The 23,983-nt window shown below is 64.2% G+C and carries 21 protein-coding genes and 1 pseudogene; 12 read left to right on the forward strand and 10 right to left on the reverse strand.

Going from position 1 to position 23,983, the window contains the following annotated elements; translation table 11 throughout:
• Positions 1-50: 50 nt before the first annotated feature.
• Positions 51-1,016, reverse strand: coding sequence for a lytic transglycosylase domain-containing protein (locus K408_RS0119150; protein ID WP_024340202.1), 966 nt, complete (start codon positions 1,014-1,016; stop codon positions 51-53).
• A gap of 184 nt (positions 1,017-1,200) precedes the next feature.
• Here K408_RS0119150 and K408_RS0119155 point away from each other — a divergent pair, with 184 nt between their 5' ends.
• Positions 1,201-2,235, forward strand: coding sequence for a L,D-transpeptidase family protein (locus K408_RS0119155; protein ID WP_024340201.1), 1,035 nt, complete (start codon positions 1,201-1,203; stop codon positions 2,233-2,235).
• On the opposite strand, the gene K408_RS0119160 is transcribed toward K408_RS0119155, so the two are convergent.
• Together K408_RS0119160 and K408_RS0119165 are read right to left on the reverse strand one after the other, a co-directional pair.
• Entirely contained in the window at positions 2,232-2,507 is a 276-nt protein-coding gene (locus K408_RS0119160) for a hypothetical protein (RefSeq protein WP_024340200.1), read from the reverse strand. The two genes, K408_RS0119155 and K408_RS0119160, sit on opposite strands and share 4 nt — an antisense overlap.
• A gap of 77 nt (positions 2,508-2,584) precedes the next feature.
• Positions 2,585-3,442 carry a VOC family protein gene (locus tag K408_RS0119165; RefSeq protein ID WP_024340199.1) on the reverse strand — a complete coding sequence of 286 codons (858 nt, stop codon included), beginning with the start codon at positions 3,440-3,442 and terminating at the stop codon, positions 2,585-2,587.
• A 323-nt stretch (positions 3,443-3,765) separates the two neighbouring features.
• Between K408_RS0119165 and K408_RS0119170 the strand changes: the two genes are divergently transcribed.
• Entirely contained in the window at positions 3,766-5,094 is a 1,329-nt protein-coding gene (locus tag K408_RS0119170; RefSeq protein WP_024340198.1) for a PQQ-dependent sugar dehydrogenase, read from the forward strand.
• A 63-nt stretch (positions 5,095-5,157) separates the two neighbouring features.
• Here the strand turns inward: K408_RS0119170 and K408_RS0119175 are convergent, their stop codons facing one another.
• Positions 5,158-5,958 (reverse strand): SDR family NAD(P)-dependent oxidoreductase, encoded by an 801-nt coding sequence (locus tag K408_RS0119175; protein WP_024340197.1) that lies wholly within the window; start codon positions 5,956-5,958, stop codon positions 5,158-5,160.
• A gap of 235 nt (positions 5,959-6,193) precedes the next feature.
• Between K408_RS0119175 and K408_RS0119180 the strand changes: the two genes are divergently transcribed.
• The 4 genes from K408_RS0119180 to cyoD are packed head-to-tail and all read left to right on the forward strand — an operon-like array spanning position 6,194 to position 10,041.
• The gene (locus K408_RS0119180; protein WP_024340196.1) at positions 6,194-7,027 is read left to right on the forward strand and encodes a cytochrome ubiquinol oxidase subunit II family protein; all 834 of its coding nucleotides are present in this window, start codon (positions 6,194-6,196) and stop codon (positions 7,025-7,027) included.
• A complete protein-coding gene (gene cyoB, locus K408_RS0119185) occupies positions 7,017-9,017 on the forward strand; it encodes a cytochrome o ubiquinol oxidase subunit I (RefSeq protein ID WP_024340195.1) in 2,001 nt (666 codons plus the stop codon). The genes K408_RS0119180 and cyoB overlap by 11 nt, the downstream gene beginning before the upstream one ends.
• Complete coding sequence (locus tag K408_RS0119190) at positions 9,017-9,658, forward strand: cytochrome (ubi)quinol oxidase subunit III (protein ID WP_024340194.1); 642 nt, start codon at positions 9,017-9,019, stop codon at positions 9,656-9,658. The genes cyoB and K408_RS0119190 overlap by 1 nt, the downstream gene beginning before the upstream one ends.
• Positions 9,655-10,041, forward strand: a complete 387-nt coding sequence (cyoD, locus tag K408_RS0119195) for a cytochrome o ubiquinol oxidase subunit IV (protein WP_024340193.1) — start codon at positions 9,655-9,657, stop codon at positions 10,039-10,041. The genes K408_RS0119190 and cyoD overlap by 4 nt, the downstream gene beginning before the upstream one ends.
• A 283-nt stretch (positions 10,042-10,324) precedes the next feature.
• On the opposite strand, the gene K408_RS0119200 is transcribed toward cyoD, so the two are convergent.
• The gene (locus tag K408_RS0119200) at positions 10,325-11,113 is read right to left on the reverse strand and encodes a thermonuclease family protein (protein ID WP_024340192.1); all 789 of its coding nucleotides are present in this window, start codon (positions 11,111-11,113) and stop codon (positions 10,325-10,327) included.
• 201 nt (positions 11,114-11,314) lie between these two features.
• On the opposite strand from K408_RS0119200, the gene K408_RS0119205 reads away from it, so the two are divergent.
• The 3 genes from K408_RS0119205 (at position 11,315) to K408_RS0119215 (ending at position 14,482) form a co-directional block, all read left to right on the forward strand.
• Positions 11,315-12,913 (forward strand): GMC family oxidoreductase, encoded by a 1,599-nt coding sequence (locus tag K408_RS0119205; RefSeq protein WP_024340191.1) that lies wholly within the window; start codon positions 11,315-11,317, stop codon positions 12,911-12,913.
• A gap of 7 nt (positions 12,914-12,920) precedes the next feature.
• Positions 12,921-13,370: a gluconate 2-dehydrogenase subunit 3 family protein gene (locus K408_RS0119210; RefSeq protein WP_024340190.1), complete on the forward strand. Its 450-nt coding sequence runs from the start codon at positions 12,921-12,923 to the stop codon at positions 13,368-13,370.
• 92 nt (positions 13,371-13,462) lie between these two features.
• A complete protein-coding gene (locus K408_RS0119215) occupies positions 13,463-14,482 on the forward strand; it encodes a S1C family serine protease (RefSeq protein ID WP_024340189.1) in 1,020 nt (339 codons plus the stop codon).
• A gap of 135 nt (positions 14,483-14,617) precedes the next feature.
• Here K408_RS0119215 and K408_RS0119220 read toward each other — a convergent pair whose 3' ends face one another.
• The gene (locus K408_RS0119220) at positions 14,618-18,094 is read right to left on the reverse strand and encodes an indolepyruvate ferredoxin oxidoreductase family protein (RefSeq protein WP_024340188.1); all 3,477 of its coding nucleotides are present in this window, start codon (positions 18,092-18,094) and stop codon (positions 14,618-14,620) included.
• 162 nt (positions 18,095-18,256) lie between these two features.
• On the opposite strand from K408_RS0119220, the gene K408_RS0119225 reads away from it, so the two are divergent.
• The 3 genes from K408_RS0119225 to K408_RS0119235 all read left to right on the forward strand — a co-directional run bounded on the left by K408_RS0119225 (position 18,257) and on the right by K408_RS0119235 (position 21,816).
• Positions 18,257-19,210, forward strand: a complete 954-nt coding sequence (locus K408_RS0119225; RefSeq protein ID WP_024340187.1) for a hypothetical protein — start codon at positions 18,257-18,259, stop codon at positions 19,208-19,210.
• Positions 19,211-19,438: 228 nt separating this feature from the next.
• Positions 19,439-20,152 carry a cysteine hydrolase family protein gene (locus tag K408_RS0119230; protein WP_024340186.1) on the forward strand — a complete coding sequence of 238 codons (714 nt, stop codon included), beginning with the start codon at positions 19,439-19,441 and terminating at the stop codon, positions 20,150-20,152.
• Positions 20,149-21,816 carry a hypothetical protein gene (locus K408_RS0119235; RefSeq protein ID WP_024340185.1) on the forward strand — a complete coding sequence of 556 codons (1,668 nt, stop codon included), beginning with the start codon at positions 20,149-20,151 and terminating at the stop codon, positions 21,814-21,816. The genes K408_RS0119230 and K408_RS0119235 overlap by 4 nt, the downstream gene beginning before the upstream one ends.
• A 53-nt stretch (positions 21,817-21,869) precedes the next feature.
• Here K408_RS0119235 and soxA read toward each other — a convergent pair.
• The 4 genes and pseudogenes from soxA to soxX all read right to left on the reverse strand — a co-directional run bounded on the left by soxA (position 21,870) and on the right by soxX (position 23,875).
• Positions 21,870-22,648: pseudogene (gene soxA, locus K408_RS38245) on the reverse strand (sulfur oxidation c-type cytochrome SoxA).
• Entirely contained in the window at positions 22,645-22,962 is a 318-nt protein-coding gene (gene soxZ, locus K408_RS0119245; RefSeq protein ID WP_024340184.1) for a thiosulfate oxidation carrier complex protein SoxZ, read from the reverse strand. Before soxZ ends, soxA begins: the two are co-directional and overlap by 4 nt.
• On the reverse strand, positions 22,962-23,429 hold the full coding sequence (locus K408_RS0119250; RefSeq protein ID WP_024340183.1) for a SoxY-related AACIE arm protein: 468 nt from the start codon (positions 23,427-23,429) through the stop codon (positions 22,962-22,964). The genes soxZ and K408_RS0119250 overlap by 1 nt, the downstream gene beginning before the upstream one ends.
• A gap of 8 nt (positions 23,430-23,437) precedes the next feature.
• Positions 23,438-23,875, reverse strand: coding sequence for a sulfur oxidation c-type cytochrome SoxX (gene soxX / locus K408_RS0119255; protein WP_024340182.1), 438 nt, complete (start codon positions 23,873-23,875; stop codon positions 23,438-23,440).
• Positions 23,876-23,983: the final 108 nt, after the last annotated feature.

Genomic DNA, 23,983 nt, shown 5'->3' on the forward strand with positions numbered 1-23,983 from the left:
GCTCCGGCTTTCTCCTCGGAAACGTGGAGCCGCGCAACGGGCGGCTCCGATCACGAACCGGACGGCCGTTCGCCCGATGCGAAGCGAACGGCGCGCGCCTTCGCGCTCTTGCCGGCCGCGCGTGCCGCGATCATGCTGCGTCCCTTGCGCTGGGCCGCCGCATTGTTCCGCAATTGGGTTGCAAACCGCTTGCGCGCACGGTTCGTCGTCGACCGGGCGGCGACCTGCTCGGCCTTGCGAATGATGCTCGCAACCGAAGTCGTCAGGTTCACCGGAACCCAGGCGACGTCCTTGGCCTTGGAGAGGCTGCCGATGCCCTCGCAGGGTGCTTCGCGCGGCAGGTCGATCCGGATCGCGAGCGCCTCGGCGCGCTCGGTCCAGTCTTCGGCCTGGGTGCCGGTGATGATGCGGACGTAATCGCGGGTCTCGCGCGGCAGCTGGCCCTCTCTCGCAAGCCACTTCTGGACGCGGCCCGGACCGGCATTGTAGGCGGCTGCGGCGAGACCGAGATTGCCGAAATCGTCGCGCAGCTTGCGCAGGAACTTCGCCGATGCGGGCAGCGCCTTCATCGGATCGAAGGGATCATCGAGTCCGACTTCGGCGGCCGTACCCGGCATGAATTGCGCGACGCCCTGCGCGCCGGCATGGCTGACCTCGTTGGGCTTGAAGCGGCTCTCCTGCCAGATCAGGCGCGCGAAGAACGGCACCGGAATGCCGCTGGACTCCGCGGCTTCGCGCAGAGCGTGGCAGAGCTTCTCAGTTGGTGAAACCGGTTCCTCGGCGCCGGGCTCGTTCGCGCGCGGCGGCGCGGGTGTTTCCTCATACGCCGCGCGCGCGTTGGCGACGTCGATGGCCTGCACGCTGGCAAGGAAGAGCTCGACCACAGGAACAAGTGGCGAGGCGTGATTGTTCTTGAGAACGGCGGTGTCGGTAGCTGGTGTTTGCCGCGACGTCGACGGATCGAGGTCGCACATCAGAAGCAGGAACGCGGCGCAAGCCGCGACGACAAATCGCATTTGCTGGGACAACCTCGAACTGTGGGGTGAACGGCCAGCGATGCGCCGGCGACAGGAAGTTGTTAACCCTCCGATTGCGGCAAAGCTGCGATCTCGCCGGTTCCTTCGGTGTTACTACGGTGTTCCCAGAGAGAAACTGTCCGCGGGTTTGCAGATCGTCATTTTGCCATTGGGACGAGCGATCATGATGCGATGGATGCTTGGCGTGGTGATGTCGCTGTGGCTGATCAGCCCGGTGCTCGCGGGCAATCTCGATGCGAAAGCGGTGAACGATGCGCCGCGTCCCGTGAAAGAGCCGTCCGCTGACAAGCTCAATCCTGCAGTCGTGAAGCTTCAGGTACTGCTCGACCGCGCGCAATTCTCGCCCGGCGAGATCGACGGCAAGCTGGGTGAGAACGCGCAGAAGGCGCTCAAGGCATTCGCGGAGCAGAACGGCATCGCATTCGACAAGGCCATATCGCAGGAGCTCTGGGACAAGCTGACATTGGCGAGCGAAGCTCCCGTCCTCCTCGACTACAAGATCGACGATGCAGACCTGAAGGGGCCGTTCATCAAGAAGCTGCCCGCCAAGCTCGACGACATGAAGTCGCTAGAGGCACTGGGCTACACCAGTCCGCTCGAAGGGCTCGCGGAAAAATTCCACATGAGCGCGGATCTGCTCAGGGCCCTCAACCCGGGCAAGGCCTTCGACAAGATAGGGGAGACGATCGTTGTTGCAAACGTTCCGGCCCGGCGAGAGCTGCCGCGCATGGTTCGGCTCGAGGTCGACAAGGAGAACGGGACCTTGAAAGCGTTCGACGCAAGCGGCGCTTTGCTGGCGTTCTACCCGGCGTCAATCGGCAGTCCGGACCGTCCGACGCCGAGCGGTACGCTCAAGGTGACCGGCGCGCACGAGAATCCGACCTACCGCTACAATCCCGACTACAGGTTCAAGAACGTCAAATCCAAACGGCCCTTCGACATCAAGCCGGGTCCGAACAACCCCGTGGGAGCTTATTGGATCGGCCTGTCGGCGCAGGGCTACGGCATCCATGGTACGGCCGAGCCCGACAGGGTCAGCAAGTCGGCGTCTCACGGCTGCGTCAGGCTGACCAATTGGGATGCGCGCGTGATCGGCGAGAACGTCAAGCGCGGCACGCCCGTGGTCTTCCTCGAGCCGCCGACGGGTACGTCCTCGACGAGACAGGGCAGCCCCGTACAGAAGCGCGCCTCGAACTAGTCCTTGGGAAAATCCTTGCGCATCGCGATCTCGGCGGCGTCGCCCGGCGACAGCACGGCCTGGTCGAAAGCCGGTTGCGGCCTCGTCATGATGTCGTAAAGCGAGATGCCCTTGACCGGCTTGCCCATGAGCTCGCGGACGCATTCGGCGAGCGTGCCGTTGTAGACGAGATAGGGCGGACCGCGGTCCTTCTGTCGCTCGCCATTCAGCGACGGCCACTTCTTCAGCTCGGCCGGCGCGTCATAGGCGATCGGCGATCCCTCTTTGAACATGCGTATGGTCCCAGCGACTTGGATTCCCGGAGTCCTACCGGCCGCTGGGTAAACATTCGTTAAAGAATTGGTTCAAGTCAGCCGGACACGAAGGCGAGCAGGGTGCCGTTGGCCCTGGCCGGCGGCACGCAGATCGCATCGCCGCTTCGCACGGCAGCCGAACCCAGCGCTCTTTCCGTTGCCGCGAGATCGCCGCTGATGAGCACCAGCGCAGCGCCGCCACGCTCGGAAAGCCCGGCGAGCGGCACGCCGGGATAACGCTTGCCGAGCTGTTGCAGCGTCAGATAGACGAAGTCGGCGCGATCTCCGCCGGAGGGCACGGTGACCGCGCCGTCCGCATCGGCCGTCGGCGTGCGGTCGATCAGCCGGCCGAGATGCGCGGCTTCCTTCGCGGGGTCCGGCGTTGCGATCAGCGTCTGCTTGATCCGCTTCGCCGCATTGGCGTGCTTTATCAGTTCCGGAATCCAGACGGTCTCGCGGGTTTTGTGCTGGCAGGCGAAAATGCGCACGCCGCCGGGCGCCTCCGCGGTCGGCCACAGGAAAGTGCGGAATTTTGCTGCCGAGACCGTGCCATCGGGCAGCGTCACCGGCCGTTCGAAATCGGTCGGGCCGATCGGCTCCAGGCCGCGTGCGCGGATCTCCTCGGCGCCGGCTGCGGAATCGACCGCGGTGAAGGCGATGCGCTCGATACCCTCGCCGTGCTTGTCGAGGAAGGCACGCGCGGGAGCGTTCAGCTCGGTCGCAGCGAGCACGCCGAGCAGCTCCATGTAGTCGGGGTCGAACATGATGGTGTAATTGCCCGTGCCCATATGGACGCTGTGGGTCCCGCGCGGGGACACGGTGAAGCCAAGCTGCCGATAATTCTCGGCGGCCTTGTCGAGGTCCTTCACCATGACCACCGCGTGGTCGATACCGATGACGTTCTTGAGGGCCACTGTTCTTTCCCCGCACGAGCAGACTGACTTTGGCCGCGGCAGCGGCGACGACTCCTCTCTACGATGGATGGGCAGTCAAGTCATTTTTCAATTCGGTGGGGGAAGCCGGTTTTCGCTCCGCGCGAGGCGTCCTCGCGACGACATGCCGCTCATCGAAGAAGTGGCGGATCGCCGGGTTCGGCGCCAGGATGATCGCCCCCGATCCGGTTGAAGGCACACGGCCCCCAGCGCCGCATGGGAATCTGCAAGGCGAAGGACTTGCTGCCGAACGCTTGCGGGTCGGTCGACGTTGACGTTTGCTGGGGGCAAGGCCGGAGGACGACGTGAAGAACAGAATTTGGTCAATTGCGATTTGCGCCGAGCTGCTGGTTGCGGCTGGCGCGCAGGCCGAGCCGGCATTGCAGGGCAAGGATGCTTACGGCGACTGGCGGGCCGACAAGCCCGGTACGGTCAGGCTGATCCGCCCGCAGGATCTGGTGAAGCCGGGCGCTACACGGTCGGTTGCCAGTTCCGCGCGCGTGGTGCCGCGTCCGCGAGACGCCTCTCCCCAGGTGCCGGCTGGTTTCAAGGTCGAACTGTTCGCCGAAGGCCTGCGCGCGCCGCGCATCATCCGCGTGGCGCCGAATGGTGATGTCTTCGTTGCGGAGACGCGGACCGGCAATATCCGCGTGCTGCGCCCAGGCGAAGGCGGCAAGGTTGCGACCAATGAGGTGTTCGCCAGCGGCCTGCGGCAACCATTCGGCATCGCCTTCTTTCCGAGCGGCGACAACCCGCAATGGGTCTACATTGCGAACACCGACAGCGTCGTCCGCTTTCCTTATCAGGCCGGTGATCTCAAGGCGCGCGGCAAGGCCGAGACTATCGTGTCGAGCCTGCCGCATGACGGCGGCCATTCCACCCGCGATATCGTCTTTACGCCCGACAACAAGCGCATGCTGGTTTCGGTCGGCTCGCTCAGCAACGTCGCTGAGGGCATGGGCACGCCGCCGGGCGGACTGGAGGCCTGGTCGAAAGCGCAACCGCTTGGCGCCACTTGGGCGAGCGAGACCGAGCGCGCCGCCGTGCTCGCTTTCAGCCCTGATGGCAAGGAACGGAAGATCTACGCCACCGGTATCCGCAACTGCGTCGGCCTCGCGATCCAGCCGCAGACAGGCCAGCCCTGGTGCTCGAACAACGAGCGCGACGGGCTCGGCGACGATCTCGTGCCCGACTACGTCACCAGCGTGAAGGAGGGCGCGTTCTACGGTTGGCCTTGGTTCTATATCGGCAACAATGAAGACCCGCGCCATGCCGGTGCGCGGCCGGACCTCAAGGACAACGTGACGGTGCCCGACGTGCTGATCCAGCCGCATTCGGCTTCGCTCGCCATGACGTTCTATCAAGGCACGCAGTTTCCGCCGGAGTACCAGGGCGACGCCTTCGCCGCCCAGCACGGTTCATGGAACAGGTCGAAGCGAACCGGCTACAAGGTGATCCGCATCAGGATGAAGGACGGCAAGCCGACCGGCGAGTATGAGGATTTCGTGACGGGCTTCGTGGTGAGCGACACGGAGGTGTGGGGGCGTCCGGTGGGCGTGGCGGTGGCAAAGGATGGATCGCTGCTGGTCTCGGAGGATGGCAACGGCACGATCTGGCGGGTGAGCCGGCAGTAATGGAATCTGCCGCGAGCAGCTGCCTTCGCCTCTCCACGCCAGCGGGAGAGGGAGAAGAACGATCTACCCCCGCCTTACACTGGCGCCGCCATCCACCGGCAGCGTCACGCCTGTAATGAAGTTCGCCTCATCCGATGCCAGGAACAGCGCCGCGTTGGCGACGTCCCATCCGGTGCCCATCTTCCTGCGCAGCGGCACCTTGCTGTCGCGCTCGGCTTCGACCTCGGCGCGCGTCTTGGACCATTCGCGGGCGCGGGTGTCGACCGCCATGGGCGTGTTCATCAGGCCGGGCAGGATGACATTGGCCCGGATGCCGTATTCGGCGTTCTGGTAGGCGAGCTGTTCGGTGAAGGCGATCATCGCCGACTTCGTCGCCTTGTAGGCGACATAAGGATAGGTCGTGATCGCGGCCATCGATGAGATGTTGATGATCGCGCCGCTGCGTTGCGCTCGCATGATCGGGATCACCTCCTTCGCGGCAAGGATGCAGCTCTTCAGGTTGATGGCGACGACGCGGTCGAACGCCTCTTCGGTCAGCTGCAGCAACTCGGCATCGCCGCCGGCGAGGCTGACGCCGACATTGTTGTGCAGTACGTCGATTCGTCCCCAGCGTGTTTGCGCATCTGCCACCATCGCGTTGATGTCGGCGGCCTTGGTCACGTCGGCCTTGAAGGCCGTGGCGGTGCCTTCCCGGGCGGTGATCATCGCGACCGTTTCCTGCGCCGAGTCCAGATGATGATCGACGCAAAAGACCTTCGCACCCTCGCGCGCGAAGGTGAGCGCGGTGGCACGGCCGTTGCCCATGCCTTCGCCGGGGCTTTGCCCGGCTCCGACCACGATCGCAACCTTGTCCTTCAGGCGCATCTCGGTTCACTCCCTCATATTTTCGTGCAGATTAGCAATCGCCCCGGTCGCAGAGAAGGGCGCGGCTCCTGCGTTCATGTCATTGACATCGCATGGAATTGCATGTCGCGGCAGGCCTGTCGCGCCTCGCTGCCCCCTTCAATCCAGGAACCGTTCTGAGGTCGCGGCGTTTGCTGCCGGAGCCTTTCCCGCGCTAGGCTCTGCGTCGGGGTTTCCCAACCGCCAGTGCTCACCGATGAATCTGCTCGATCCGCAAGGGCCCGTGGCTGCTGGCAACAGCACGATCCTGGTCGATTCCGTCTTCATCATGCTCGTGATCGTGGTGCCGACCATCTTCGCGATTCTCGGCTTTGCGTTCTGGTTTCGCGCGTCCAACCCGAGAGCACGATATCGGCCTGGTTTCGTCTACTCCGGTCGCATCGAGATGGTGGTGTGGGCGATCCCGGCGCTCACCGTCATCCTGCTCGGGGGCGTCGCCTGGATCGGCTCGCACCAGCTCGATCCTGCCGCGCCGGTGCCGGGGACCGGCAGCCCGGTGCGCATCCAGGCCGTCTCGCTCGACTGGAAATGGCTTTTCATCTATCCCGATCAGCGCATCGCCACCGTCAACACCCTCACGGTGCCGGCCGGTGCCGAGCTGAAATTCCAGCTGACGTCGTCGAGCGTGATGAACACGTTCTTCATCCCGCAGCTCGGCAGCATGATCTACACCATGAACGGCATGGTGACGAAGCTGAACCTGCGCGCCGACAATGAAGGCAAGCTTCAGGGCCTGTCGGCGCATTTCTCCGGCGACGGATTTCCCGACATGATGTTCGACGTCAACGTGGTCTCGCCGCTCGCTTTTCCGGAGTGGGTCGCGACCGCGGCGAAGACGGATGCCGTGCTCAATGAGAACAGCTACAGGAAATTGATGCAGCAGGGCATCGAGAAAGACCGGCCGGTGTACCGCCTCGAAGACCCGCGCCTGTTCGAGCTGATCGCGACCCAGCACATTCCGCCGGGACCCGGGCCGGAGCGAATCTCCGATGCCGGCCGTCCGCACAGTGGAGGCCACGATGCTCGGTAAGCTCGATTGGTCGGCCATTCCGTTGGATCAGCCGATACCACTCATTGCGGGCGCCGTGGTGCTGGTCGCGATCCTCGGCGTCCTGACGTGGGTCGTGGTGAAGGGTCATCTTAGCTATCTCTGGAACGAATGGATCACCAGCGTCGATCACAAGCGCATCGGGGTCATGTATGTGCTGCTGGCCTCGGTGATGCTGCTGCGCGGCGGCAGCGACGCCATCATGATGCGGATTCAACAGGCCGTCGCCTATCAGTCGCAGGGATATCTGCCGCCCGAGCACTACAACCAGATCTTCTCGGCGCACGGCACCATCATGATCTTCTTCGTGGCGATGCCGTTCGTGATCGGCCTGATGAACCTGATCGTGCCGCTTCAGCTCGGCGTACGCGACGTCGCTTTCCCGACACTGAATTCGGTCGGCTTCTGGCTGACCGCGAGCGGAGCACTGCTGGTCAACATCTCGCTCGTGGTCGGCGAGTTCGCGCGCACCGGCTGGCTCGCCTTTCCGCCCCTGTCGGAACTGTCCTACTCGCCCGGCGTCGGCGTCGACTATTACGCCTGGTCACTCCAGATCTCCGGCATCGGGACGTTGGTGGCCGGCATCAATCTCGTCACGACCGTGCTGAAGCTGCGCACCAAGGGCATGAATTATCTGCGTATGCCGATGTTCTGCTGGACCACGCTGGCCTCGAATCTTCTCATCGTGGCAGCCTTCCCGATTCTTACCGCCACCCTGGCGATGCTGCTGCTCGACCGTTACCTCGGCTTCCACTTTTTCACCAACGAGGCCGGCGGCAACGTCATGATGTTCATGAACCTGATCTGGGCCTGGGGCCATCCGGAGGTCTACATCCTGGTGCTGCCGGCCTTCGGTATCTTCTCCGAGGTAGTCTCGACCTTCTCCGGCAAGGCGTTGTTCGGCTATCGCTCCATGGTGCTTGCGACGATGGCGATCTGCGTCATCTCCTTCATGGTCTGGCTGCATCACTTCTTCACGATGGGCGCAGGCCCGAACGTCAACGCAATCTTCGGCATCGCCAGCATGATCATCGCGGTGCCGACCGGCGTGAAGATCTACAACTGGCTGTTCACGATGTATGGCGGCCGCATCCGCTTCGCGACGCCGATGCTGTGGGCGGTCGGCTTCATGGTGACGTTCATTATCGGCGGGTTGACGGGCGTGCTGCTTGCGGTGCCGCCGGCTGATTTCATCCTTCACAACAGCATGTTCCTGGTCGCCCACTTTCACAACGTCATCATCGGCGGCGTGCTGTTCGGCGCCTTCGCCGGCTTCGAATACTGGTTTCCGAAGGCATTCGGCTTTCGCCTCAACGAACGCTGGGGCAGGGCTGCGTTCTGGTTCACCTTTCTCGGCTTCTTCATCACCTTCATGCCGCTCTACATCGTCGGTATGCTCGGCATGACGCGGCGGATGCAGCACTACGACGTCGCAGCATGGCGGCCCTGGATGATCGTTGCGGCGGTCGGCGTGGCAGTGCTGACGATCGGCGTGATCTGTCAGATCGTGCAACTCGTGGTCAGCATCCGCAACCGGGAGGCCTTGCGCGACCGGACCGGCGATCCCTGGGATGGGCGTTCGCTGGAATGGGCGACTTCGTCACCACCGCCGGTCTTCAATTTCGCGTTCAATCCCGACGTGCGCGGCGAGGACGCCTATTGGCACATGAAGGCCCGTGCCAAACAACAATCGCCCGAGCGCGACGGGCCGGAATATCAGGACATCGAGATGCCCCGGAACTCGCCGACCGGGTTCGTCTGCGCGTTCTTTGCCACCATCATGGGTTTTGCGCTGATCTGGCACATCTGGTGGATGGTGATCGTGGGCGGCCTCGGCGCGTGGGCGACCTTCGTCGTGTTTGCCTGGCGCGACCATGACGAGTACGTCATTCCGGCCGAGGAGGTCGCAGTGATAGATCGCGTCAATCTCGAGCAGCGGCGCGGCCTCATCAGCATGGCGGAGGTTGGCTGATGTCGATCACGGCCACTGCCGGCCATGCGCACACCGATCCCCATCAGATCGGCGTCCTGATCGAGCATCCTGGACCCGCCCCGAAGCGGATCGTGACCGCCTACGGCTTCTGGATCTTCCTGCTCTCCGATATCGTGATGTTCTCCTGCTTCTTCGCGGCCCACGCCGTGCTGGCTGGCCAGACCGCCGGAGGCCCGAGGGGATCGGAGATATTCGAGCCGAGCTACGTCGCGATCGAGACGGTTTGCCTGCTGCTGTCGAGCTTCACCTGCGGCATGGCCAGCATCGCGGCCGATGTGCGCAATCGGCTGTGGTTCCATGTCTCGATGGCGATCACCTGTGCGCTCGGGCTCGTGTTCCTCGTGCTCGAGTTCCGCGAGTTTGCCGATCTGATCGCACGCGGCTACGGTCCCTCGCGTAGCGCTTTCCTGACCTCGTTCTTCTCGCTGGTCGGCTGCCACGGGCTGCATGTCTCCGCAGGCCTGCTTTGGCTCCTCACCATGATGGCCCAGGTCTTCGCAAAGGGCTTTCGTGCCGACATCCTGCGCCGGATGACGTGCTTTGCACTGTTCTGGCATGCGCTCGACATCGTCTGGGTCGCTGTGTTCTCCGTTGTCTACCTGCTCGGGAGCGCGCCATGAGTGATCAGACGCATGGGATGGGCAGGAATGACCTCGCACCGGGCGAGGAGGAGCAGCACAGTGTCGGCGCCCGCATCCTCGGCTACGTCGTCGGCCTCGTTCTGGCGCTGATGCTCACGGCAACATCGTTTTTCATCGCCGGAACGGATCTGGTCTGGCAGCCATCGATCCCGGTCGCGCTGATCGTGCTTGCGATCGCGCAGATGGGCGTTCATCTGGTGTTCTTCCTGCACATCACCACGGGTCCTGACAACACCAACAACGTGCTGGCGCTCGCCTTCGGTCTTCTGGTCGTCTTCCTCGTGATCGGAGGCACCATCTGGATTATGGCAAATCTGAATGCCAACATGCCGCCCATGGGTCACATCCTGCGGATGCAGTGATAGCGCCCTTTGGTGCGACGAGATTGGAGCCGGTCGGTGTTCGGCAAAGAGTCACCTTTGCTCCAGCGACGCACAAAAAAGAAGAGCCGCTTGTGGTGACAAGCGGCCCAAGTCGAGGGAGGAAACGCCCAAGCAAGGCAATCGGGCCGAAGCCGGATTGCTGCCAAGGAAACGCTCGCGCGAAGCGCTTGCGTACGCATACAAATGCAGCAATTGCCGGTACGGTTCAATTCCGGATCAATACGGTCTCGAACTACCACTCACGGATGCGTAAGGAAGTTGTTCACCTTGGCCGACGGCAATTGTAGGCCTTGCGGAAGCCGGCCGCCTGGGCGTCGTCCTCCGAGCAGAACCAGCGGTCCGGATTGGTGGTCGCGGGATAGCTTGGGCAGCCCCGCAGATGATAGATGCCGACATTGCCGGTGACGCGCGCGCGCACCGCGAGCTTGCCTTTGATGCTGCAGCCCGGCGGCATGATCAGCTCCTCCGGAAACAGCACGGCGCGGATCTCCTTGTCGCGATCCGGGCGGCAGGCCGTGCCCAGCAGCGCGCCGTCCTTCTTGCCGGCCCGAAAATCTTGCGGTGCAACAAAGCAGCCCTTCCAGATTCCGGCCGCAGCCGCCTTGGCCTCAGCGGCTGCCTGCTTGACGTTGGCCTTGATCGGCTCGCGCGCGAGGGCAAAGCCGAGCTTGATCAGCTGCTCGTTCAGGCTGGCCTTGTCGCCTTCGGCCGTGCAGATTGCGCGATGGCGCTTGCCAAAGCTCTTTTCCGGCCCGACGTCGTCGCAGCGCACCGTCCGTTTGTTAATCAACTTCGTCAGCTGGTCGCGGGCCTCGATGCCGCACGTCCAGGAATCGGCGTGATCGTCGATGCAGATCTGGTCCAGCTCGGGTGCGTCGATGCCGTCGAGCCGGTAAGTGACATCGCCGATCTGGACAGAGTTGCCGTCACGCACCGTTGCGGCACCGGTCAGCGCGGAGACGGGCCCGGAGGAGGCCAGAAATCCGGACGAGGTGAAAAACAAAGCGAGCGCAAAAGCGCGGGCGTCGGCAAAGAAGTTCTGGAAGGACATACAGTCTCGCTATCGATGGCTCGTGCATCCCGTTCCTAGCATCCGGATGTGGCGATACCAATGGTCTGCGTCTCGCGAAGTGCGAACATTCCGGGCTCGTGGCTTTACTCAACCCGTGCTCTGATCCTATCGTTCGCCGGCCTCGCTGACCGCGAAAGGCCGAATCGCCCGAAAAGCGGCGAGGGGGAGGAAAAGGTTGCGATGAAAGACCCCGTGGACGTCCTGATCATCGGCGCCGGCGCTTCAGGCGCGGCGGTGGCGTGGTCGCTGGCCGAGACCAAGATGCACATCCTCTGCATGGAGCAGGGCGGCTGGATGAACCCAGCGGAATACCCCAGCACCGGGCGGGATTGGGAGGCCAAGTTCTACGGCGAATGGTCGTCGAGCCCCAACGTCCGCGGCCGGCCCGAAGACTATCCGATCAACGACGACAACTCCCCGATCAAGGTCGTCAACTACAATGCGGTCGGCGGCTCGACGGTGATGTACACGGCGCACTGGCCGCGGCTGCATCCCTCCGACTTCAAGGTGAAGACGCTCGACGGCGTCGCCGACGACTGGCCGATCGATTACGACGCCTTGACCCCGTTCTTCGAGGAGAACGATCGCATGATGGGCACGTCCGGTCTGTCAGGCGATCCTCTCTCGCCGTTGACGCATCCGCCGATGCCGCAACAGCCGCTCGGGTTGTCCGGCGCCATCATCGCGAAAGCCATGAACAAGCTCGGCTGGCATTGGTGGCCCTCGGACACGACGGTTGCGACCATGGACTATGAGGGCCGGGCGCGCTGCATCAATCTCGGCCATTGCACGCCGGCCTGCGCGCAAGGCGCGAAATCCTCGACCGACATTACCTACTGGCCGCACGCCATCCGGGCCGGTGTCGAGCTGCGCACCCATTGCCGGGTGCGCGAGATCACAACCGACGAGAACGGCATGGCCTCGGGCGTGGTCTATTACGACAAGGACGGCGTCGAGCAGTTTCAACCCGCCCACGTCGTCATCATCGCCTGCAACGGCGTCGGCACGCCACGCCTGCTATTGAACTCGGCTTCGGGACGCTTTCCGAACGGTCTTGCCAATTCGTCCGGCCTCGTGGGCAAGAACCTCATGTTCCATCCCTATGCGCAGATCTACGGATTCGTGAAGGAGCCGACGGACAGCAATCGCGCGCCGCCGACCTGCCTGTGGAGCAAGGAGTTTTACGACACCGACCTATCGCGCGGCTTCGTGCGCGGCTACGCCATCCAGTTCGGCCGCGGCGCGGGGCCGGTGTTCGAGGCGGTCGCGAGCGAGCAGAAAGGCATTCTGCCATGGGGCGCCGACCATCATGGCGTATTCCGCAGGCTTAACGGTCATCGGCTCGCGGTGTCGGCAATCTGCGAGGATCTGCCCGAGGAGCACAACCGCGTCACGCTCGATCCCGTGCTGAAGGACAGTCACGGAATCCCTGCGCCCAAGATCGACTATACAATCAGCGAGAACAGCCGGAAAATGATGGAGCACGGGTTGGCGCGTGGCCGGGAGATTCTCGAGGCCGCCGGCGCGACCGACATCTGCATCAACAATCCGATCCCGTGGGGTGGCTGGCACCTGCTCGGCACCGCGCGCATGGGCACCGACCCCCAACGTTCCGTCGTCAACGAATGGGGCCGCTCGCACGATGTGAAGAACCTCTTCATCGTCGACGGCAGCATTTTCGTGACCTCGGGCGGCGTGAACCCGACCTCCACCATCCAGGCCCTCACGCTGTACATCGCCGACCAGATGAAGCAGCGTTTGGCCAATCTGTTCGATTGAGGCCGTCATGTCCGCAGACACTCTATTGACACGCAGGCAGCGCGACGATCTCCGAACCGTCGCCGCGATGATCATTCCCGCGAGCGACGAATACAAGGTGCCCGGCGCCGACGATCCCGCGATCCAGGCTGACATGCTGGCAACGCTTGGCCGCGATACCAAGTTGGTCGCGGCGGCGCTGGATCATCTGGCACGGCTCGCCGGCGCGCCGCTCGCCGAGCTCGATGCCGCCAGGCGCGATGCCGTGGCGCAGGAGTTTCGCAAGCAAGGCGGTGCCGCCGCCGCAACGCTCGTCCGCGTCGTGCTGCAATGCTATTACCGCGACGACCGCGTGCTGCGCTCGCTCGGGCTCGAGCTGCGTGCGCCATTCCCCAGGGGGCACGTGCTCCCGGATGGGGACTGGTCGCTGCTCGACCCGGTCAAGGCAAGGGGAGGATCGCTGAGGCGGGCGCCCTAGCCATCTGGGCAGTCCAGCCCCGCGCTCCAGGTGGACGCCTTGCGCGGCAGGGGGCAGACCACCATCTGTGTGAGCCTTCAAGGACGCCTGCCATGTTGGATTTCACCTCGGACATCATCGATGACGCTTCGTCATCGCGAACGACTCCATCTGCCCCGGTTGACGACGGGCCGCTGCTGGATGCCTATTCCAGTGCCGTGATCGACGTGACCGACCGCGTCGGTCCCGCCGTCGTGCGCGTCGAGACCGGGCCGAAAGTGCCGAACGGCCGCGAGCGCGGCGGGCTCGGTTCGGGCATCGTGATCTCGCCCGATGGACTCGTGCTCACCAACAGCCATGTGGTCGGCTCCTCCAAGGAGATCCGGCTGCGCGACGTCGAGGGCCATGCCGGCGATGCGCAGGTGCTCGGTGTCGATCCCGACACCGATCTTGCGCTCTTGCGCGCCAACGGCGTTCGCCACTTGCCCTATGCCGCGCTCGGCAATTCCAAGACGTTGCGGCGCGGTCAGCTCGTGGTCGCGATCGGCAACCCGCTCGGCTTCGAATCGACCGTGACCGCCGGCGTGGTCTCGGCGCTCGGACGCTCGATCCGCTCGGTGAGCGGGCGCACCATCGAGGACGTGATCCAGACCGATGCCGCGCTCAATCCCGGCAATTCCGGGGGGCCGCTGGTGTCGTCGAATGCCGAGGTGATCGGCATCAACACTGCCATCATCAACGGCGCGCAAGGAATCTGCTTCGCGGTCGCCAGCAACACGGCGCAATTCGTACTGTCGGAGATCATCCGCCATGGCTATGTCCGCCGCGCCTATATCGGGGTCGCCGGGCAGACCGCGCCGATCCCGCGACGACATGCGGTGCTGGCCGGGGTCGAGAACAAGATGGGCGCCCTTCTGATGCAGATCGAGCCAGACGGACCTGCGGCGAAGGCGAGCCTCTTGCCCGGCGACGTCGTGATCAGGCTCGACGGCGTCGAGATCAACGGCGTGGACGATCTGATCCGCGTGCTCGACCGCGACCGGATCGGCCGGCGACTGGCCATGGACGTGTTGCGGCTGGGTCGGCTGCGGGCGATCGACATCGATCCGATCGAACGCAAACCGGCGCGCTAGCGCGGAGCAGTGGCGAGCACGTCTCCGCAATCTCGTCATTGCGAGCGCAGCGAAGCAATCCAGAACTTTCTGCGCAAGCAGTCTGGATTGCTTCGTCGCAAGGGCCCCCCGCATCGCAAGCGCCTTCGCTCTCCGCTACTCCGCCGCCGCTGCGAAGCGGCTGTTCTCCAGCTCCGCTTCCAGCCGCGCCGTCTCGGCGGCCGCCAGCTTGATGTTCGATTCCTTGATATGGCCGAAGCCGCGGATGCTCTCTGGCACGCGCGCGAGGCGCGTCAGCAGCGGGAGCTGCTCCGCCTTCAAGCCCGCGATTCGCTGATCGATCATGCTGAGATAGTCCGCGACCAGCTTTCGCTCGGTCCGACGTTCCTCGGTGCGGCCGAACGGATCGAACGGACCGCCGCGCAGGAACTTCAGCTTTGCCAGCACGCGGAAGGCGTGGATCATCCAGCTGCCGAACTCCTGCTTCTGCAGCCGGCCCGTCGTCTTGTCGCGCCTTGCGAAGATCGGCGGTGCCAAGTGGTACTTCAGCGCGAAGTCGCCCTCGAACTTCTCCGACACCTTGTTGGCAAAGCTGCCGTCGGTATAGAGCCGTGCGACCTCGTACTCGTCCTTGTAGGACATCAGCTTGAACAGGTTCTTCGCGACCGCCTCGGTCAGCTCCGTAGCGGCAGGCGAAACGGCGCTCTCCGCCTTGCGCACCTTGGCGACAGCCGTGAGATAGCGGTTAGCATAGGCCTTGTCCTGGTAGGAGGTCAGGAACTCGGCGCGGGTGGTGATGATGTCGTCGAGCGATTTCGTCGGCGCGGATGCGCGGCTCTTGAACTGGAGCACGCTGCGCACCCGCGACATGTCGTGGGCGGCGAGCCGGCCCCAGGTGAAGGCGAGCTTGTTCATCTCGATCGCGGCGCCGTTGATCTCGATGGCGCGGAGCAGGGCCTCCAGCGACAGCGGGAACGCGCCCTTCTGGAACGCAAAGCCGAGCATGAAGGGATTGGTGGCGATGCTGTCGCCCATCAGCGCCGCGGCGATGCCCGTGGCATCGATGATGTCGAGGTTCTTGTCGCCGATGGCATCGCGCAGCACGGTTTGCATCGTGCCCATCTCGAAATCGAGATCGGGGTTCTGCACGAAGCTCGCGGTCGGCAGCAAATCGGCGTTGATGTAGGCCTTCGTCACGCCGCGTTCGGCGCGGCTGAGCGCCGAAGGACCTGCCGAGACGATCATGTCGCAGCCGAGGATGACGTCGGCCCCGCCGGTGGTGATACGGACCGCGGAGATGTCCTCCGGCCTGGGCGCGATGCGGACATGGCTCATCACCGCACCGTTCTTCTGCGACAGGCCGGTGAAATCCAATGCCGAGCACCCGCGGCCGTCGACATGGGCGGCCATGCCGAGCAGCGCGCCGATGGTAATGACACCGGTGCCGCCAATGCCGGTGACGAGGATGTTGTAGGGCCCGTCGAGCTCTCGCGCGGGCGGCAGCGGCAGATCGGCGAACAGCTGTCCGGAATCGACCGCCGAGGTCTTCATGCGCTTCAGCGTTCCGCCATGCACGGTGACGAAGCTCGGGCAAAAGCCCTCGACGCAGGAGAAGTCCTTGTTGCAGTTCGACTGGTCGATCTGGCGCTTGCGGCCGAACTCGGTTTCCAGCGGCTGCACCGAGACGCAATTGGAAGCCTGCGAGCAGTCGCCGCAACCTTCGCAGACGAGCTCGTTGATGAAGGCGCGCTTGGCCGGATCGGGATAAAGCCCGCGCTTGCGGCGTCGGCGTTTCTCAGCGGCGCAGGTCTGGTCGTAGATGATGACGGTGAGGCCCTTGATGTCGCGCAGCTCGCGCTGCACGGCGTCAAGCTCGCGGCGGTGGTGGATGGTCGCACCTTGCGGGAAGTAGTTGCCTTGCGGGTATTTGCTCGGATCGTCGGAGACGATCGCGAGCCGCTTGACGCCCTCGGCCCAGACCTGATGCGCGATCTGTGCGACGTTGAAGGCGCCTTCAGCCGGCTGGCCGCCGGTCATCGCCACGGCGTCGTTGTAGAGGATCTTGTAGGTGATGTTGATGCCGGCAGCGGAGGCGGCGCGAAGGGCGAGAAGGCCGGAATGGGTGTAGGTGCCGTCGCCGAGATTCTGGAAGATGTGCGTCTCGGTGGTGAAGGGCGACTGGCCGATCCAGTTCACGCCTTCGGCGCCCATATGAGAGATCAGATCGGTGCGGCGGGTGGGCATGCTCAGGGCCATGCCGTGGCAGCCGATGCCGGCCATGGCGCGGCTGCCCTCAGGCACGCGCGTCGAGGTGTTGTGCGGGCATCCCGAGCAGAAGAACGGCGTCCGCGCGAGCTTGATCGGCGCGCTCGTGGTGACAGGATGGTCGAACGCTTCGAGCCGGGCGAGACGCTGTTCCAGCACCGGGCTGTGATGCCCGAGCTTGCGCAAACGGGCCACCAGCGCGGACGCAACGATGGTCGGCGTCAGCTCGCCCTCGCTCGGCAGGAGCGGCGCACCGCGCTCGTCGCGCTTGCCTGTGACCGTCGGGCGCCTGGACGCATCGACGTTGTAGAGGATGCGCATCAGCTGGTCTTCGATGAAGCCGCGCTTCTCCTCGACCACCAGCACGTCCTGAAGACCTTCGGCGAAGCGCTTGGCGCCGCTTTCCTCCAGCGGCCAGGTCATCGCCACCTTGTAGATGCGAAGGCCGAGGTCCTGCGCGTCCTTGTCGGTGATGCCGAGGTCGGCGAGAGCCTGGCGCAGATCGAGATAGGCCTTGCCGGTCGCGACGATACCGAGCCGTGCCGGCTTGGAATCAAGCACGATGCGATCGAGCTGGTTGGCGCGGGCGAAGGCCTGCACCGCCGCCATCTTCGGGCCGAACAGGCGCTTCTCGGCCTCGAGCGGCGGATCCGGCCAGCGGATGCTGAGGCCGCCGGGCGGCATCTCGAAATCGTCGGGCAGCCTGATCTGAATGCGTTCCGGATCGCTGTAGATCGAGGCCGAACTCTCGACCGTCTCGCTGATGGCCTTGAACCCGACCCAGCAGCCGGAGAAGCGCGACAGCGCAAAACCATAGAGGCCGAGATCGAGATAGTCCTGGAGCGTCGCCGGATTGATCACCGGGATGAGCGCGGCCGCGAACACCTGCTCGCTCTGATGCGCCAGCGTCGAGGACTGGCAGCCGTGGTCGTCGCCCGCAAGCGCCAGCACGCCGCCATTGCGCGAGGTGCCGGCCGCATTGGCGTGCTTGAGCGCATCCACCGAGCGGTCGACGCCGGGCCCCTTGCCGTACCAGATCCCGAACACGCCGTCGACCTTGGCGCCGGGAAACAGCCCGACCTGCTGGCTCCCCCAGACCGCCGTCGCGGCCAGATCCTCGTTGAGGCCAGGGACGAAGGCGATGTCGTGCTGCTGGAGGTGCGCCTTCGCCCGCCACAAAGCGTGGTCGTACATGCCGAGCGGGGACCCGCGATAGCCCGAGATGAAGCCGCCGGTGTTGATGCCCTGAAGCCGGTCGCGTTCGCGCTGCAACATGGGTAGTCGAACGAGGGCCTGGGTGCCGGACAGGAAGATCCGCTTCGATTCGAGCCGGTATTTGTCATCCAGCTCGACTTGCAACAGCGTCATTTCAGAGATCCTCGTCTCGTTCGGCGTGGGGTGCTGCGCTGCGGAAGGGACTGCGGCTGCGCGACGCGAATTGTGACAGTCAAAAGCATGCAACGGCGAAGTCAATATCGCTGGCCGCATCCGTGGCGCTCCTGCTACTCATGGCTGACCGTGGAGAGCACCATGACCGTAAACGCATTCGACGCCGAGATCACTGACACCGCCGAGGCGCTGATCGGGCCGTGGCGCAAGCCGCGCCAGATGCTGCAAGCGCAAATCTACGACGCGCACGCCTCCATCCACGACGACGCCACCGCGCAGAAGCTCGGCTTCAAGGGCGGCACCATCGAAGGGCCGACCCACTTCAGCCAGTTCGCGCCGCTCGGGGAACGGCTATGGGGACGTGCCTGGTTCGAGACGGGTTGCCTTTCCGCGCATTACCGCAGCGTCTGTTACGAAGGTGAGGAGGTGCAGGCGATGCTGTCGAAGCCGCTGTCGGGCACCAGCCAGTGCCAGATCCAGATGGTCAAGCGCGACGGCACCGAGGTGCTGCGCGGTACTGCCTCGGTCGGCGATGCGCCGGTTGCGACGGCGCTCGAGACGCGTCTCGGCGAGCTCAAGCCGCTGACGGATCCCGTGATCTTGCGCGATGTGAAGGTGGCGAAGACGGGCAAACGCCAGTCGGTCCGCATGGCCTTCGAACAGAACATGGGCGACCTCTATCCGTTTTCCCTCCGGCAGAAGCTGGCCGTCATCACGGAGAACTCGCCGTACTACTCGGGCACGGAAAATCCGTGGGGCAAGCCCATCATTCCGATGGAGATGCTGAGCGTGCTGTTCCAGTATCGCTCCAAGGACGATCCGCTACCCGCCAAGGGGCCGGCGGTCGGCCTGTTCGCCGATCAGGAGATCCGTCTGGTCAAGGGACCGCTCTTTGTGGACGAGGAGTACGAAGTTGAGCGTGAGGTGGTCGCGCTCTCCGGCAGTCGCCGCACCGAAAGCGCCTGGGTCAAGACGCGCGTGTTCGACAAGGCGAATGCGGTGGTCGCCACCATGCTGCTCAACATGGCGACGCTGAAGGACTCGTATGCGCCGTATGAGGAGGAGTATCGGCAGTTGTATGGAGCAGGGCACTAGGCGCGAGGCTTCGCTCCGCGCGCCCCGGCATTGCGGCGGAGGCCGCCCATCCTGTAGGCAAATGCACGTCGCAGAGCCGTCGCACAGGGAGTAAGCAGACGTCGGCAGTCGATATAACCATCTGACTAAACAGTAAATTCGCGCGTCGCCCACGCTCCATCGTAATTGTACACAATGGCACGGCGCTTGCAGAACTCCGATCAAGAGAGTTCTCGCGGGGCCTGCGTCATGTTGAACTCACCCGAGCCGACAAGGGGCGTCATCAGCGCCGAGCCCGAGCCGATCGAGCTCGACTGGTCCAAGAGCGCGCTTCTCATCATCGACATGCAGCGTGATTTTCTCGAGCCCGGCGGCTTCGGCGAAACGCTCGGCAACGACGTCAGCCAGCTTTCGCGCGCGGTGAAGCCGATCGGCGCGGTGCTGACGGCGGCGCGCGACGCCGGCATGCTGGTCATCCACACGCGCGAGGGGCATCTGCCTGATCTGTCCGACGCGCCAAGGGCGAAGATCGAACGCGGTGCGCCGAGCCTCCGCATCGGCGATGCCGGCCCGATGGGGCGCATTCTCATCCGCGGTGAGGCGGGTCACGACATCATACCCGAGCTGTATCCGCTCGACAGCGAGATCGTGATCGACAAGCCGGGCAAGGGCGCCTTCTACGCCACCGAGCTGGGCGAGGTCCTCGAGAGGTACGGGATCGAGAATCTTCTGGTGTGCGGCGTCACGACGGAAGTGTGTGTGAACACCACGGTGCGTGAGGCCAATGACCGCGGCTATCGCTGCGTCGTCATCTCCGACGGCTGCGCATCCTACTTCCCCGAGTTTCATGCGATGGGCCTGAAGATGATCAAGGCCCAGGGCGGCATCTTCGGCTGGGTCGCGAGCTCAGCCGCAGTCTTGGAGGCGATGACGAGTTCGACCACTTTGGGGGCAACATCATGAGCACATTGACGGGGACGACCGGCAAGTCTGAAATCGATGCGTCCGGGTTCAAGCCGGCGCTCTGGACATCGGGCGACTGGAACGCGCTTTTCGGCTTCGGCACCAACATTCTCGTCAACATGCTGGTGCTCACGGGACTCTTGCGCTTCGTGCTGAAGATGCCCGACAGCCTCGTGTTCGGCCGCATCCTGCCGGCGCTCGGGCTGATGATGTGCCTGTCGACCTTCTACTACGCGTACCTTGCCTACCGGCTGGCACAGAAAACGGGCCGCAACGACGTCTGCGCGCTGCCGTCCGGCGTCAGCGTGCCGCACATGTTCATCGTTACCTTCGTGATCATGCTGCCAATCACGCTGAAAACCGGTGACCCGCTCAAGGGCTGGTCGGCTGGCCTCGTCTGGGTGTTCTTCCAGAGCTTCATTCTCATGATCGGCGGTTTCATCGCTCCGTTCATCCGCAGAATCACCCCGCGAGCGGCGCTGCTCGGTACGCTGGCCGGTGTCTCCGTCACCTTCATTTCGATGCGGCCTGCGCTCGAAATGTACATGACGCCGCAGATTGGCTTGATCTGCTTCGCCATCATCCTGGTGAGCTGGTTCGGCGGCGTGAAATACTGGCGCGGCATTCCAGCGGGCCTCGTGGCCATCGCCGTCGGCATGATCATCGCATGGGGCTCGAACCTGTTCGGCCTTGGCCTCGACGGCATGAGCATCGCAGGCGTAGGCGCGGCCTTTGCCAATTTCGGCTTCTCGGTGCCAATTCCAGCGCTGGGTTATGTCTTCTCCGGCTTCGAATTCCTCGGCATCATCCTGGTCACCGCCATTCCGTTCGGCATCTATGACCTCGTCGAAGCCATGGACAATGTCGAGAGCGCGGAGGCTGCGGGCGACGACTACCCGACCACGCGCGTACTGACGGCGGATGGCGTTGTCAGCCTGATCGGCTGCCTGATGGGCAATCCCTTCATCAACGCAGTTTATATCGGTCATCCCGGCTGGAAAGCGATGGGAGGTCGGATCGGCTACTCCGCGGCGACAGGCATCATGGTGGTCGTGCTGTCCTGGTTCGGCATCATTTCGGTGCTGCTGGCGCTCGTACCCGTTGTCGCGATCTCGCCGATCCTGCTCTACATCGGCATGCTGATCGGTGCGCAGGCGTTCCAGACCACACCGGTCAAGCACGCGCCCGCCATCGTGCTGGCGCTGACCCCGCATCTGGCCGCCTGGGCCAAGCTCCAGATCGACACGATGCTCGGCTCCACCATGACAGCAGCAGCCACGGTTGGAGGCTTGGCGGCCGACAAGGCCGACGCGGTCAAGGCGGCCGCGATTGCCGCCCTGCCGCAGCAGGGCGTGTTCTATCATGGCCTCGAGGTGATGGGCGGGGGATCCATCCTCGGCGGGCTGATCCTCGGTGCGATCGGCGTCTTCATCATCGAACGCGATTTCGAGAAAGCGTCCGCCTTTGCGCTGGTCGGGGCGATCCTGACCTACTTCGGCTTCATGCACGGCGAGGCCGTCGGCATCGGCGGCGGCTTCGGCGTGACGCCCGCGGTCGCACTGGCCTACGCCGTGATGGCCGCCGGCCTGTTCGCAGCCGGCAAGCTCGGCACCAGCGAGCATTACGTCGCGCATCCGGAGATGACGGCCGCGCCGGCGGAGTAGTGATGAATCGGAAGCCTTGCAAAACGGCCGGGCGATGTCCCGGCCGCTTTGGTTCAGGGACGTACCGCCGGCGTCTCCATTGGCAGGCCATGCGCCCGCGACATGAGGTAGAGCTCGAGCGCGACCAACTCGGGCGAGCCGTAGTCATAGGCTTGGGCGCGGACGCCGGTCATGCAGCTGCGCAGCCGCCGCTCGAGCGATCCCAGCGTCTGCCATTCCAGCCGGTAGAGCGGATAGCCCGTCGGCTGTCCTTGCGTGATCGGCGCACCGGCAAGACGTTTGTCGAAGTTGTCGTCGTGGCAGTTGGTGCAGGCGAGGTTGAGTTGGCCCTGCCGCTGTGTGAAAAGCGCGCGGCCCCGGTCGATGAAGGGTTTTACCTGGGGGTCTTCGCCGACGCTGATCGGAGTGCCACGTGATTGATGGGCGACGAAAGCGGACAGCGCCAGAAGGTCGCGACTCTCGTGAGGCAGCGGCGTTGCCTGCTGATGATTGGTGCGACAGAGATTGATGCGCTGGTCGAGCGCGACGGGGCGCGCAAGCGCCTTGTCGAAGGCGGGATAGCGAGCCGCAATGCCTTTCATGCTGCTGCGCGCATCGCCATGACAATCCGCGCAGGCCTTGTCAGCCACCCCTGTCTTCTTCGTCCAGAGCGCTTCGCCGTCGAGCACGAACAGCATGCCGGGGTTGCTGGTGTCGTCATCCTGCATGGTCGCGTCTCCAGGCCCATGAAGGCGTAGCCGGAGCGGCGTGCATCCGGTGGAATTTCACCAGCGAGCAGGGCAGGAGCTGCGGCGAACAATGTGGCCGCCGCTATCGCGCGCCGGAGGCTCATTCGACAATAATCGACGCCGATGCAGTCGACGAATAGCCGTTGTCGCCGACCCACTCGAAGTCCAGCTTGCCGCTCTCCTTGGCCACCGTGAAGAACGACAAATATGGGTTCGCCGCGATCGCCGGAAACAGATCAGCTCGAAAAACCTCCGTGCCGTTGTAACGGCAGGCAAAGGTCGTGATGATGTCGCGCGGCACCAGCTTTCCATCGACGGTGTGGCGGAAGCCTGTCTCCATGATGTGCGAGGTCAGCGTGCGAATCTCGATGATGTCGCCGCGCCTGGCTTTGGCCGGAACGTTGATGAGGGCGGCCATCAGTTCATCTCCTCGGTGCAGGCGGCCAACGTTACGACGACGTCGGCGGCGGTTTGCCAGAACGTGTCGTCGGAGAGACGCGCGATTGCAACGACCTTCTGGGTGTCGGCGAGCCGAATGCGCGTCGAGACCTGGGCTCGGCCGGAGGAGGGGCCAAGATAGAAATTGCCGATATTCGGCTGGGGGTTCTTCTCGTTGAAGATGTGGATGGACTTGACGTGATCGTCCGCGGTCATCGGGCTCGCAACGCTCACCGTCATCGGCACGGTGTTTCCGTTTTCGACCAGCGGCGGAATGTCGAGCTTGACCTTGCCGGTGCGCAACTGCGCCTCACCGACGACGTTGCGGATTGCGGCGGTGAGCATGGCCGGCGTCGCTTCGACCGGCCGCAGGGTGACGATCGGGATCGTGCCCGCGGCCGTCACGCTACCGGCAAGGCTGAGGAATCGTCGTCGCGTGGTCGGCATGGGCAATCCTAGTCCCGAAGCGTTGCAAGAAAGGCCACGATGTCCTCGATCTCCGCAGCCGACAAGATCGGCTTGCCGGCGAAGTTACGTCCGACCCTGACGAGGCCGTCCTTGCGATAATAGGACGGCATGATGGTGTCCGAATTCAATCTCGAGGCATCGACCAGTCGAAGCCGCAACTGGCTCTCAGTCCATCGGTTCCCGGATCCGGCGAGGTCGGGCGCGAGATCGCCCTGGAACCGCGTTTCCGGAAACGGACCGGAATGGCAGAGGATGCAGGTCGTGGCGCGCGCGAGCACCAGAGCGCGGCCGCGTGCGGCGTCGCCGGGGGAGCCTGTGAGTGAGGCTGGAATGCCGTCGTCGACGATTGTGTAGGGGACGAGTTCCGCCGCCTTGGTCGATGACAGTGTGAGGCAGGCTGCAATGAATACGGCAATCGCGGATATCGGACGGGATGCATGGGGGCGCCGCGAACTCCACTTACCGCTCCCGCTTGCGAGAGAGGTCGAGCGGAAGGCGAGGGTGAGGGTTGTTTCCTCTTGGGGGGTCTCGCG

The sequence above is a fragment of the Bradyrhizobium sp. in8p8 genome (assembly GCF_000426845.1).
Classification (GTDB): Bacteria; Pseudomonadota; Alphaproteobacteria; order Rhizobiales; family Xanthobacteraceae; genus Bradyrhizobium; species Bradyrhizobium japonicum_C.